The sequence below is a fragment of the Monashia sp. HAY1-11D genome (assembly GCF_056868035.1).
In genome coordinates, this window is the sequence record NZ_CP200320.1 from 1,259,968 (window position 1) to 1,272,024 (window position 12,057).

The 12,057-nt window shown below is 74.3% G+C and carries 7 protein-coding genes and 1 pseudogene; 4 read left to right on the top strand and 4 right to left on the bottom strand.

What is annotated here, in order from left to right; translation table 11 throughout:
- The first annotated feature begins 32 nt into the window (after window positions 1-32).
- Complete coding sequence (locus AC1VM9_RS05880; protein ID WP_483121719.1) at window positions 33-698, top strand: hypothetical protein; 666 nt, start codon at window positions 33-35, stop codon at window positions 696-698.
- A gap of 17 nt (window positions 699-715) precedes the next feature.
- Here AC1VM9_RS05880 and AC1VM9_RS05885 read toward each other — a convergent pair whose 3' ends face one another.
- Both AC1VM9_RS05885 and AC1VM9_RS05890 read right to left on the bottom strand, forming a co-directional pair.
- Window positions 716-2,182, bottom strand: a complete 1,467-nt coding sequence (locus AC1VM9_RS05885; protein ID WP_483121721.1) for a sensor histidine kinase — start codon at window positions 2,180-2,182, stop codon at window positions 716-718.
- Window positions 2,179-2,829 (bottom strand): response regulator transcription factor, encoded by a 651-nt coding sequence (locus tag AC1VM9_RS05890; RefSeq protein ID WP_481339639.1) that lies wholly within the window; start codon window positions 2,827-2,829, stop codon window positions 2,179-2,181. Before AC1VM9_RS05890 ends, AC1VM9_RS05885 begins: the two co-directional genes overlap by 4 nt.
- 105 nt (window positions 2,830-2,934) lie before the next feature.
- Here AC1VM9_RS05890 and AC1VM9_RS05895 point away from each other — a divergent pair, with 105 nt between their 5' ends.
- The 3 genes and pseudogenes from AC1VM9_RS05895 (at window position 2,935) to AC1VM9_RS05905 (ending at window position 6,008) form a co-directional block, all read left to right on the top strand.
- Window positions 2,935-4,155, top strand: a complete 1,221-nt coding sequence (locus AC1VM9_RS05895) for a LolA family protein (protein WP_483121723.1) — start codon at window positions 2,935-2,937, stop codon at window positions 4,153-4,155.
- Window positions 4,152-5,113: pseudogene (locus tag AC1VM9_RS05900) on the top strand (ABC transporter ATP-binding protein). Before AC1VM9_RS05895 ends, AC1VM9_RS05900 begins: the two are co-directional and overlap by 4 nt.
- Window positions 5,100-6,008, top strand: a complete 909-nt coding sequence (locus AC1VM9_RS05905; protein ID WP_483121725.1) for an ABC transporter permease — start codon at window positions 5,100-5,102, stop codon at window positions 6,006-6,008. The pseudogene AC1VM9_RS05900 and the gene AC1VM9_RS05905 overlap by 14 nt, the downstream one beginning before the upstream one ends.
- Here AC1VM9_RS05905 and clpB read toward each other — a convergent pair.
- Window positions 5,998-8,583 carry an ATP-dependent chaperone ClpB gene (gene clpB, locus AC1VM9_RS05910; RefSeq protein ID WP_483121727.1) on the bottom strand — a complete coding sequence of 862 codons (2,586 nt, stop codon included), beginning with the start codon at window positions 8,581-8,583 and terminating at the stop codon, window positions 5,998-6,000. The genes AC1VM9_RS05905 and clpB overlap by 11 nt on opposite strands.
- A 255-nt stretch (window positions 8,584-8,838) precedes the next feature.
- Window positions 8,839-11,844: an ATP-binding protein gene (locus AC1VM9_RS05915; RefSeq protein WP_483121729.1), complete on the bottom strand. Its 3,006-nt coding sequence runs from the start codon at window positions 11,842-11,844 to the stop codon at window positions 8,839-8,841.
- Window positions 11,845-12,057: the final 213 nt, after the last annotated feature.

Genomic DNA, 12,057 nt, shown 5'->3' on the forward strand with positions numbered 1-12,057 from the left:
ACCTTCCCGACGTCCGGATGAAGGAGCACACCATGGCCCTCCTCGGAGTCGTCCTCCTCCTGCTCGGCGTCGGTGCCGGCGCCACCGCGGTCGTCGCCGCCCGATCCACCGCCCCGACGCTCACCGTCACAGCCCTGGGCTTCTCCCGCAACGCCACGGCCCTCGAGCTCGTCCTCTACGGCGCGATCGCCGTCCTGCTCTTCGCGCTCGGCTGTGCGCTGCTCGCGGCGGCGGCCCGGCGCCGGACGCGGGCGCGTCGTGGGGAGCGCAACGAGTCCCGGATCGCCGAGCTGGAGGACCGGGCGGTGGCCGACCGGCTCGAGCACGAGCGCCGCTTCGAGGAGGCCGGGCTCCGCGAGGAGGACCTGCGCCGCCGCGAGAGCGAGCTGGCCGCTCGGCACGAGGGCCTCGACACCCGTGAGGCCGAGCTCGAGAGTAGGGAGGCGGAGCTGCGTGAGAGGCAGGTGCCCTCGCGGGCCGACGTCGTCATGGGCCGAGCGGACGGGAGCGTGGCCGAGGGCACCGCACGCTGGTCCGACGAGGCCGGGACCGACACCGGGACCGACGCCGCAACCGGGACGGGAGCCGAGGTCGCGCCCGGACCGGTCGACCGGCGGGTGGACGAGCGGCCCGACGAGTCGACGGGGACCGGTGACTCCACGGTCGAGCTGCCCGCCGACCGCGGCACCCGCGCCTGAGGGAGAACGGCCGCTCGTCAGCCTCCGGGGGTGGGGGCCGAGCCCGCCGGCAGGGTGACGACGGCGCGGACGCCCGGGCCGGCGTCCTCGAGCCGCACGTCGCCGCCCCAGCGGAGCACGAGGGCCCGGGTGATGGCCAGGCCCAGCCCGGTGCCTCCGCTGTCGCGGTCGCGCGCCTCGTCGAGCCGGGTGAACCGGTCGAAGACGCGCTCCCGGTCGGCCTCGGGGATGCCGTGCCCGTCGTCGGCGACGACGACCTCGACGCGGTGGCCCACCGCGGACGCGTCGAGGACGACGGCGGTCCTGGCATGGCGGACGGCGTTGTCGAGGAGGTTGGTCAGGGCCCGGGTGAGGTCCTCGGCGGCGACCCGCGCGTCGACACGCCGAGCCGCGAGGCCGGGCGCCGTCCGCACCGGTACCCGGGCGGAGGCGTACCGCGCTGCGAGCGCGGACGCCAGCGCGGCCACGTCGACGGTCGTCGCGGTCGCGGTGGCCGAGGTCCCGGCGTCGTCCGCGCGGGCCAGCAGGAGCAGGTCGTCGACGAGGGTCGCGAGCCGCTCGACGTCGGGCAGGACGTCGGCCGGCAGCCGCCCGCCCTCCCCGAGCCGCTGGGCCACCTCGAGCTGCGTCCGCATGCTCGCGAGCGGGCTGCGCAGCTCGTGGGCGGCGTCGGCGACGAAGGCCCGCTGCTTGCGTCGGGCGGTGGCGATCCGGTCGAGCATCGCGTTGAGCGTCGTCGCGAGCGCGCTGACCTCGTCGTCGGTCGGCGGGACGGGCAGCCGTTCCCGTTCCGAGGACGCGTCGTCGACGCGTTCGGCGCCGCGGCGCAGCGCCTCGACGGGCGCGAGCGCCGCGCCGATGACGCGCCAGGCGATGGCCGCGAGCGCCGCCAGCAGGAGCGGGAAGATCGCGAGGAGCAGCCAGCGGACGGTCCGGGCACTCTGCTCGATGTCGGCCGTCGGCGCGGCCGCGACGACCGTGTAGGCGCGGCCCCGGCCGTCCTGCGGGCCTGCTGCGACGGCCGCGACCTGCAGCTGCCCCGACAGACCGGAGCGGCTGCCCGGGACGACGACGGCCGCACCGGCGAGGGCCTCCCGTCGCTCGTCGTCGGTGACGAGCGGGGTCAGCCGGTCGGCGGTGACCGAGCCGCTGACGACGCGGCCCTGGGCGTCGAGCACCTGGAGCACCTGCGCTCCCGACACCGGCACGGGGTCGGGGACGCGTCCGGCGTCGACGAGCAGCGCCACCTGCTCGGCGCTCGAGCGGGCGGCCGACTCGACCGAGCGGGACAGCGACCCCGTGAGCACGACGTAGAGCAGGACGCCGCCGATGACGAGCGCGCCGGCCACCCCGACGAGCCCGACGAGCATGAGACGTCCGCGCAGCCCCACCCGCGCGAACCGGGTCGGGGACCCGGTCGAGGGCCCGGTCGAGGGCCCGGTCGAGGGCCCGGTCGAGAGGCGGGGGCTGCCCGTCGTGCTCACCGGGCCATCCGGTACCCGGCGCCGCGGACCGTCTCGATCCGCGACCGGCCGAGCTTGCGCCGGAGGTACCCGACGTAGACCTCGACGACGTTGGGGTCATCGAGCCCGCCCCACACGCGGTCGAGCAGCTCGTCCTTGGGCACGACGGCGCTGTCGGCCCGCATGAGGTGCTCGAGGAGGAGGAACTCGCGCGGCGCCAGGGCCACGTCGGCGCCGTCCACCTCGACGCGTCGGGTGGCCGGGTCGAGCGTCACGCCGGCGCGGCGCAGGAGGACCGGACGCGGTGCGGGGTCGCGGCGCAGCAGGGCCCGGAGCCGGGCGACGAGGACGACGAACGAGAAGGGCTTGGTCAGGTAGTCGTCGGCGCCGTAGTCGAGCCCGTCGGCCTCGTCGTACTCGCCGTCCTTGGCGGTCAAGAGCAGGACCGGGACCCAGTTCTCCTCCTCGCGCAGGGTCCGCACGACGGTGTAGCCGGACATCCCGGGCAGCATGATGTCGAGGACGACGACGTCGTAGCCGCCGAACCGGGCCGCCTCCAGGCCGGCGAGGCCGTCGGCGACGTGGTCGACGACGAAGCCCTCGGCGCCGAGGCCGCGCACCAGCGCGGCGGCCATCCGCGCCTCGTCCTCCACCAGCAGCACCCGCACACCGTCACCATGTCACGCCCCACCTGCCGTGCGCCGTCGAGCGGGCCGACGCCGCACCACCGCGCTCTCAGTCGGCTCTCAGTCCGGGCGGCGCACGATGGGTCCATGAGCATCTTCACCGACCACCCGGCCGCGCGCTGGGGCCTGCCCGCCGCCGCCGTCGGCGTCATCGGCGTCGCGGCGCTGACGATCAACCAGACGGCCTCCGCCGACGCGGGCCTGCCGCCGCGCACGCCGCAGCAGCTGCTCGCCGACGTGCGGTCCGCCGACGTCTCGAGCCTGTCGGGAACCGTCGTGCAGACGTCCGACCTCGGTCTGCCCCAGCTGCCGGGCCTCACAGGAGGCGGTCCGGTGGGTGGCGGAGCCGGCGGGGCGGCCGGCAGCTCGCTCGCCTCGGTCCTGTCGGGCACGCACACGTGGCGCATCTGGGTCGACGGCCCGACGCGTCAGCGCCTCGCCCTCGTCGGTACGAGCGGCGAGTCGGACGTCATCCGCAACGGGCGCGACCTCTGGCTGTGGTCGAGCACCGACAAGACGGCTGTCCACCACACCCTCGGCGCCGGTGACCAGCGCCCGGCCCTGCCGCACCCGACGGCGAGCCTGCCGGCTGGTGTCCCGAGAACCCCGGACGAGGCCGCGTCGACGGCGCTCGCGGTCATGGGCAGGGACACGACGGTGACGACGTCCGGCACCGCGTCGGTCGCCGGTCGCTCCGCCTACGAGCTCGTCCTCACCCCGAAGGACCGGGCGACCCGCATCGCGTCGGTGCGCATCGCCATCGACGCGGAGAAGCACGTGCCGCTCCGGGTGCAGGTGTACTCGACGAAGCTGTCCAACCCCGCCTTCGAGGTCGGCTTCACCGCCGTCGACTTCTCGAGGCCGGAGGCCCGGCAGTTCTCGTTCACCCCGCCTGCCGGCACGACCGTCACGCAGTCCGACGCGGTCGCCCCGAAGGGCATCGCGGGGACGAACCCGGCGCTGTCGAAGGAGCGAGCCGCCGCTGCTGCCAAGGCAGCCGGCGCCATGCGCGTCGTCGGCTCGGGGTGGAGCACCGTCGTCGTCACGAGGCTGCCGTCCGAGCCGGGCACCGGCTCAGGGACCGGCTCGGGCACCGGCTCGGGCACCGGCTCAGGGGCCGGCTCAGGGGCCGGCACCGCGGCGCAGCTGCAGACCCTGCTCAAGGCGCTGCCGGCCGTATCGGGCACCTGGGGCTCGGGTCACGTCCTCGAGGGCACCCTCTTCTCGGCCGTCGTGACCGACGACGGCCGGGTGGCCCTCGGGGCGGTGGCGCCGGACACCCTCTATGCCGCCCTGGCCTCGAAGTGACCGACGCCCGGGACGGCTCGCTCGTGGCCGGTGACCTCGCGATCGCCAGCCGCGGCCTGACCAAACGGTTCCGGGGCGCGGCGGCGGTCGACGGCATCGACCTCGCCGTGCCCCGCGGCTCCGTCTACGGGTTCCTCGGGCCCAACGGGTCGGGCAAGACGACGACCATCCGGATGCTGCTCGGTCTCGTCCGCCCGACGTCGGGGACGAGCACCCTTCTGGGACAGCCGATTCCGCGGGCTGCTCAGGAGGTCCTCCCCGGGTCGGCGCCCTCGTCGAGGGTCCGGCCTTCCACCCCTACCTGTCGGGCCGGGCCAACCTGCGCCGCCTCGACGCCGCCGACCTCACGGCCGACCCCCGCAGTGCCGGCTCCCGCGTCGATGCCGCCCTCGACCGGGTCGGCCTGCTCGCCGCGGCCGGCAAGCGGTACCGCGCGTACTCGCTCGGGATGCGCCAGCGCCTCGCCATCGCCGCGGCCCTCCTCGTCCCGCGCGAGCTGCTCGTCCTCGACGAGCCGACCAACGGCCTCGACCCACAGGGAACACGGGAGGTGCGCCACCTCGTCGCGTCGCTCGCCTCGGACGGCACGACGGTGTTCGTGTCGAGCCACCTGCTCTCCGAGGTCGAGCAGATGTGCACGCACCTCGGGGTCATGAGCGAGGGCCGGCTCGTCGCCCAGGGCTCGACGTCGCAGGTCCGGGGTGGCGCGGCCCCGGTCGCCCGCGTCCTGACCGACCAGGCGGACGAGGCCGCGCGGATCCTGGCCGAGCTGGGCGTCCGCTCCGTCGAGCCGGTCGCCGGCGGGGTGCGCGGCGTCCCCGACGGCGTGGCGCCGGAGAAGATCGTCGCCGCCCTCGTGCAGGGTGGCGTCGGGGTCCGCGAGTTCACCGTGACGAGCCCCAGCCTCGAGGATTTGTTCGTCGCGCTGACCGGGGAGGGTTTCGATGTCAGTGGCTGAGTCCGTCCCGTCGCCGGGGCCTGCCGCCCCGAGCCCGGCACCGGCCGCGCCGGCCGCCTCGCGGCGACCCCGGCCGGCGACGGGGTTGTCCCCGCGGCTGCTGTGGTCCGAGCTCGGGCTCATCGGCGGCCGCCGTCGCAACCAGATGGGCCTGCTCGTCCTCGCGGCCGTGCCGGTCCTCATGGCCGTCGCGGTGCGGATCTCCACACCGCGTGCCGGTCGAGGGCCGGACTTCCTGTCCTCGATCACCTCGAACGGGCTCTTCGTCCCGCTCGCCGCGCTCGGCGTCGAGATGGGGCTGTTCCTGCCGCTCGCCATCGCCATGCTCTCGGGCGACTCCGTGGCCGGCGAGGCCAACCTCGGCACGCTGCGCTACCTGCTCACCGTCCCGGTGGGCCGCACCCGCCTGCTGGCCGTCAAGTACGCCTCGCTCGTCATCGGCGCCCTGTGGGGCGTGGCCGTCGTCACGGTCGCGGGCGCGCTCGTCGGGATCGCCCTGTTCGGCACCGGGCCGATGACGACCCTGTCGGGCACCCAGCTGCCGTTCTGGGCCGCGGTGTGGCGCGTCGTCCTCGTCGGGCTCTACGTCGCGGCAGGGCTGGCCGCCCTCGGCGCCGTCGGGCTCTTCATCTCGACCCTGACCGAGCAGCCGCTGGCCGCCACCGTCGCGCTCATGATCTTCACGATCCTGTCCTGGATCGCCGACTCGGTGCCGCAGATCTCGTGGCTGCACCCGTGGCTGCTCGTCGACCAGTGGGGCGCGTTCGGTGACCTGCTGCGCGACCCGCCGTTCTGGGACAACATCGCCCGTGGCCTCTGGGTCGACCTCGGCTACGCCGTCGTGTTCTGGCTGCTGGCGTGGGCCCGGTTCTCCGGCAAGGACATCACGAGCTGACGTGGGCCGTGAGCTCGCCGAGGACGAGCTCGTCCCCGGCCGGGTCCACGTCGACGGTGACCGTCTGGCCGTCGCGGACGTCGCCGGCCAGCAGGCTCCGGGCGAGCCGGTCGCCGATCTCGCGCTGGACGAGCCGACGCAGCGGCCGCGCACCGTAGGCGGGGTCGTACCCGCGCTCGGCCAGCCAGCGCCGGGCGGCGTCGGTGACCTCGAGCGAGATCCGGCGGTCCGAGAGCCGTGCCGCGAAGGCGCGCACCTGCAGGTCGACGATGTGGGCCAGGTCGTCCTGCGAGAGGGCGTCGAAGACGACGACCTCGTCGAGCCGGTTGAGGAACTCGGGCTTGAACGCCGTGCGCACGACCGCCATGACCTCGTTGCGCTTCTCCTCGGGCGACAGGATCGGGTCGACGAGGTACTGCGAGCCGAGGTTGCTCGTCAGCACGAGGATGACGTTGCGGAAGTCGACCGTGCGGCCCTGGCCGTCGGTGAGGCGGCCGTCGTCGAGCACCTGCAGCAGGACGTCGAACGTCTCCGGGTGGGCCTTCTCGACCTCGTCGAGGAGCACGACCGAGTACGGACGCCGCCGCACGGCCTCGGTGAGCTGACCGCCCTCCTCGTAGCCGACGTAGCCGGGGGGCGCGCCGATGAGCCGGGCCACCGCGTGCCGCTCGGAGTACTCCGACATGTCGATGCGCACCATGGCGCGCTCGTCGTCGAAGAGGAAGTCGGCCAGGCTCTTGGCCAGCTCGGTCTTGCCGACGCCGGTGGGGCCGAGGAAGAGGAAGGAGCCGGTCGGGCGGTCGGGGTCGGAGACGCCCGCGCGCGTGCGGCGGACCGCGTCGGACACCGCACGCACGGCCTCGGCCTGCCCGATGAGGCGGGCACCGATGTGCTGCTCCATGTGCAGCAGCTTCTCCGACTCGCCCTCGAGCAGGCGCCCGGCGGGGATGCCGGTCCAGGCCGAGATGACGTCGGCGATGTCGTCGGCGCCGACCTCCTCCTTGACCATCGGGGCCTCGTCGGACGTCGTCGCCGTGGCCTCGCGCTCCTGGGCTGCGGCGAGCTCCTTCTCCAGCGTCGGGATGTCGCCGTAGAGGATCTTCGAGGCGCCGCCGAGGTCACCCTCGCGCTGGAGCCGGTCGGCCTGGGTGCGCAGGTCGTCGATGCGGGCCTTGAGGTCGCCCACCGCGTTGAGCCCGGACTTCTCGGCCTCCCATCTCGCGTTGAGGGCGGCCAGCTCCTCGGTGCGGTCGGCGAGGTCCTGGCGCAGCCGCTCGAGGCGGTCGCGCGAGGCCGGGTCGGTCTCCTGCTCGAGGGCGAACTCCTCCATCTTGAGCCGGTCGACGGCGCGCCGCAGCTCGTCGATCTCGACGGGGCTGCTGTCGATCTCCATGCGCAGCCGCGAGGCGGCCTCGTCGATGAGGTCGATGGCCTTGTCGGGCAGCTGCCGGCCGCTGATGTAGCGGTCGGACAGCGACGCCGCGGCGACGAGCGCGGAGTCGGCGATGGTCACCTTGTGGTGCGCCTCGTAGCGCTCCTTGAGGCCGCGGAGGATCGCGATGGTGTCCTCGACCGAGGGCTCGCCGACGAAGACCTGCTGGAAGCGCCGCTCGAGCGCGGCGTCCTTCTCGATGTGCTGGCGGTACTCGTCGAGGGTCGTCGCGCCGACGAGACGCAGCTCGCCGCGGGCGAGCATCGGCTTGAGCATGTTGCCGGCGTCCATGGCGCCCTCGCCGCCGGCACCCGCGCCGACGACGGTGTGGATCTCGTCGATGAAGGTGACGATCTGCCCGTCGCTGCCCTTGATCTCCTCGAGGACGGCCTTGAGGCGCTCCTCGAACTCGCCGCGGTACTTCGCGCCGGCGAGCATCGCGCCGAGGTCGAGGCTGTAGAGGGTCTTGTCGCGCAGGCTCTCGGGCACGTCCCCCTCGACGATGCGCTGGGCCAGGCCCTCGACGACGGCGGTCTTGCCGACGCCCGGCTCGCCGATGAGGACGGGGTTGTTCTTCGTGCGGCGCGAGAGCACCTGCACGACGCGGCGGATCTCGGCGTCGCGGCCGATGACGGGGTCGAGCCTGCCGTCGCGGGCCAGGGCCGTCAGGTCGGTGCCGTACTTCGCCAGGGCCTCGAAGGTGCCCTCGGGGTTCTCGGTGGTGACCGCTCGGCCGCCGCGCAGCTCGGGGATGGCCTTCTCGATGGCGTCGGCGTCGAGGCCGAACTGGCCGGTGCGCGCGACGGCGAGCAGGAGGTGGTCGGTGGAGACGTAGGTGTCGCCCATCGCCGTCATGTACTGCTGCGCCTGCTTGACGACGCGGCCCGCGGTGGGCGACAGCTGCGGCTGCTGGGTACCTCCGCTCACCTGCGGCATCGCGGCCATGGCCTTCTCGGCGGCCGTGGTGGCCGCGGCGACGGACGAGCCCCCGGCCGTGAGCAGCGCGGGGGTCGTGGTGCCGGACTGTGCTGCCAACGCGAGCAGCAGGTGCGCCGGCTCGATGTTCGGGTGGTGCTTGCCGGTCGCGGTGGTCGCGGCCTGGGCGAAGGCCTCCTGAGCCTTGTTGGTCAGCTGAAGGTCCATGCGTTCTCCTGTGACGAAGCGGGACGAGCGGGACGAGCGGGGGGTGAGGATGGACGACCGGGATACGACTGGTCGCCGTCCACCCGGGACAACGGTCCCGCAGTTGAGTGTATTCCGCTCAACTTCGTGCGTGTGTGACAGGCCGAGAGGATGCCCCTGTCGGGTCGGGGCGGCCGTGCGGGCCGGCGCCGGACCAGCAGCCGTCGTCGGCGGGGAGCGCGGTCGGGCTCCACGGGCCGAGTCTACGGTCGGTGGTCAGGCCTCGCCGGGGTCCAGCCCCGTCTCGACGACGCGCTGGGCCAGCTCGCGCAGCTTGATGTTGCGGTTGAGCGAGTGCTGCCGCAGCGTCTCGAATCCCTGCACCGCCGTGATCCGGTGGCGCTCGATGAGGACGCCGACGGCGTGGCCGATGACGCGATGGCTCTCGATGGCCTGGCGCAGCTGCGCCTCCTTGGTCTCGCGGTCCTGCCGGGCCGCGACCCGGTCGACGGCGTGGGCGAAGAGCTGGGCGACGAGGTCGCCGGCGATCTCCTCGTCGGCAGAGACGATGCGGGGTGCGCGCAGCCGGACCCACACGCGGACCGGCGACTCCGGGCCGTCGGGCTCGAAGAGGATGCCCGGGGCGACGCCGGCCCGGGCGTCGTACCCACCGGGCAGCCGGCCGGTGGTGAGGACCGAGCGGGTCAACGGGTGCAGGTCGGCGACCGGCGTCGGGCCCTGCGGCTTGAAGTACAGCCGCTCCGCCTCCGAGCCGCCTGCCACCTGGACGGTCGCGATGCCGTCGAACAGGACGCTGAAGCCGGCGATCGCGGCCGAGACCACCTGCTCGAGCTCCTGGGCCGAGCGCAGCTCGGCGGCCAGCGCGGCCGCACGCGCGCGGCGCTGCTCGCCCTCGTGCTGCAGCGTCGTGTCGCGCACGACGTTGACGACGAGCGTCGGGTGCATCCCGCTGGCGGGGATGACCGAGGACGTGGTCGAGACCCAGGCCCGGCTGCCGTCGCGGCGGGCGAGGGGGAAGGTCTCCTCGACCGGCTCGCTGGAGGCCAGGATGCGCGCGATGCGCTCGGTCGTGGTGCCCGGCCCCTCGACGCTCCACGGGTAGGGCGGCGCGATCGGGCCGTCCTCGAGGCTCCAGCCGTAGGAGCGGGTGAACGCCTCGTTGAGCGACACGACCCGACCGTCGGGCTCGAACACCGACAGCGGCTCGTGCAGCGAGGCGACGACCGCGCGCCGCCAGGCGGCGTCACGTGCGCGTTCGTGGGCCCGGGCGAGGTTGGCCGACAGGCGCGCCCGCAGGTGCCGCATCTCGAACGGCTTGGCGACGTAGTCGTCGGCGCCGCGACCGAGGCCGGTGACGCTGGCCTCGTCACCGGCCCGAGCGGTGAGCATGACGACGGGAACGTCGGCCAGGGTGTCGTCCTCGCGCACCGCCCGGAGCAGCTCGAGGCCGTCGAGGCGCGGCATCATGACGTCGGCGAGGACGAGGTCCGGCCGGCGGGACCTGGCCGTCGCCAGCGCCTCGACGCCGTCCCTGGCCGCCACGACCTCGTAGTCGTCCGCGAGTGCCTCGCTCAGGTAGGCGCGCATGTCGGCGTTGTCCTCGGCGAGCAGCAGGAGCGGGCGCCCACCCGGCTGCCGGGCGGGTCCCGACCCGGACGCGGTTCCGGCGTCGGGGCGCGCCGGCCGGCGGGCGCCGGGGCCGGGGTCGGGGTCGGCGTCGTCCGCGGTGTCGACGCCGTCCGGGGCCGACGCCACGGCGTCGGCGCCGGCGTCCCAGCCGTGCGCCTCGGCCAGGAAGGACTCGACGGTGCGCGGCGTGATCGAGGGGCTCGCCGGCGGGGAGCCCGCGGGCGGCCGACCCCAGGGGAGGTAGACGCCGAAGGTGCTGCCCATGCCCTCGACCGAGTCGACCCAGGCGTCGCCGCCGTGCAGCTCAGCGAGCTGGCGCACGAGGAACAGGCCGATGCCGGCGCCCTCGCGCGACCGGATGCCGTCGGTGCGGGGCAGCTGCCGGAACCGCTCGAAGACGGTGGCGAGGTCGTCGGTCGGGATGCCGATGCCGGAGTCGGTGACCAGCACCTCGAAGCCCTCGGGAAGCTCGTGCAGGGTGACCTGCACGCCGCCGGCGGGCGTGTACTTCAACGCGTTGGACAGCAGGTTGAGCACGATGCGCTCGACCATGTCCCGGTCGACCCACGCAGACCGGCCGAGGTCGGGGATGTCGGTCGTGAAGGTCAGGCCCACGCGGTGCACGGCCGGACGGAAGCTCGCGGCCAGCCCCCGGACGAGCTCGGCGACGTCGGTCTCGACGCGGTGCGGCTCGACCCGCCCGGCGTCCATGCGGGTCAGGTCGAGCAGCTGGTCGACGAGGACCTTCAGCCGGTCGGTGTTGCGCTCGACGAGCTCGAGGTGTGAGCGCACCGCCGCCGGCAGACCGGGCTCGCCGAGCGCGTCCTCGACCGGCCCGGCTATGAGCGTCAGCGGCGTGCGCAGCTCGTGGCTGATGTTGGCGAAGAAGGCGGTCTTGGCGGTGTCGAGCTCGGCGAGCGCCTCCACGCGGTGCCGCCCGGCGTCGAGACGGCGCACGCCCGCGAGCGCGGCGGCGACGTGCGACGCGCACAGCTCGACGTAGGCCTGCAGCTGCTCGTCCCAAGGCCGCCGGAGGTTGGCGGTGACGACGAGCGAGGCGCTGGCCCGCCTCCGGCCGGGCTCGACGACCGGCACGACGTGGACGCCCGGGTCCGGCGCGCTCGTGCCGTCTACCGGGCCCTCGATGAGCCCGACCGACGCGTGGTCCTCGACGTTCTCACGCATGATCTCGAGCGCGAGACGCTCGACGTCCTCGGCGGTGGCCGCACCGGCAAGGGCCGCCCCCAGCCGTGACACGACCGAGGCGCGGCGCTCGGCCAGCACCTTGCCGGTGGTCTCGGTGGCGATGTCGAGGACGCCGGCCACCTCGCCGTCCGGTCCGGTGACGACGCTGTAGGACCACGTGAAGTAGGCCTCCTCGAGGAAGCCGTTCCGGTCGACGACGAGCAGCTGGTCCTCGTCCCAGGAGGGGACGCGGGTGCGCGCCACCTCGGCCAGCCGCGGCGCGATCTGGTCCCACACCTCCGGCCACACGTCCCGCACCGGCAGGCCGAGCGCGGCGGGGTGCTTCGCCTCACCGAGCAGCACCCGGTAGGCGTCGTTGTAGACCATGAGCAGCTCGGGACCCCAGCACACGAGCATGGGGAAGCGCTGTGCGAGCGCGGTGTCCACGACCGCGACGACTCGGCCGGCCAGTCGTCCACGGGACCGAGGCCGGTGGCCGCCCAGTCGGTGGTGGCCATGAGGCGGCCGATCTCGGTGTCCGGCAGGGCGAGCCGGTGGCTGCGCCCGGGTGCCGCGAGGGTGGAGGACCGGTCGAGCCCGCCATCCGGCGTCATCGGGGCGTGCGGCTGGGACAACAGGAAGACCTCCACGTGGGCAGGG

Coding starts and splice junctions, on each gene's coding strand:
- AC1VM9_RS05880 (WP_483121719.1), top strand. CDS start 33: ATGGCCCTCCTCGGAGTCGTCCTCCTCCTGCTCGGCGTCGGTGCCGGC.
- AC1VM9_RS05895 (WP_483121723.1), top strand. CDS start 2,935: ATGAGCATCTTCACCGACCACCCGGCCGCGCGCTGGGGCCTGCCCGCC.
- AC1VM9_RS05905 (WP_483121725.1), top strand. CDS start 5,100: ATGTCAGTGGCTGAGTCCGTCCCGTCGCCGGGGCCTGCCGCCCCGAGC.
- clpB (WP_483121727.1), bottom strand. CDS start 8,583: ATGGACCTTCAGCTGACCAACAAGGCTCAGGAGGCCTTCGCCCAGGCC.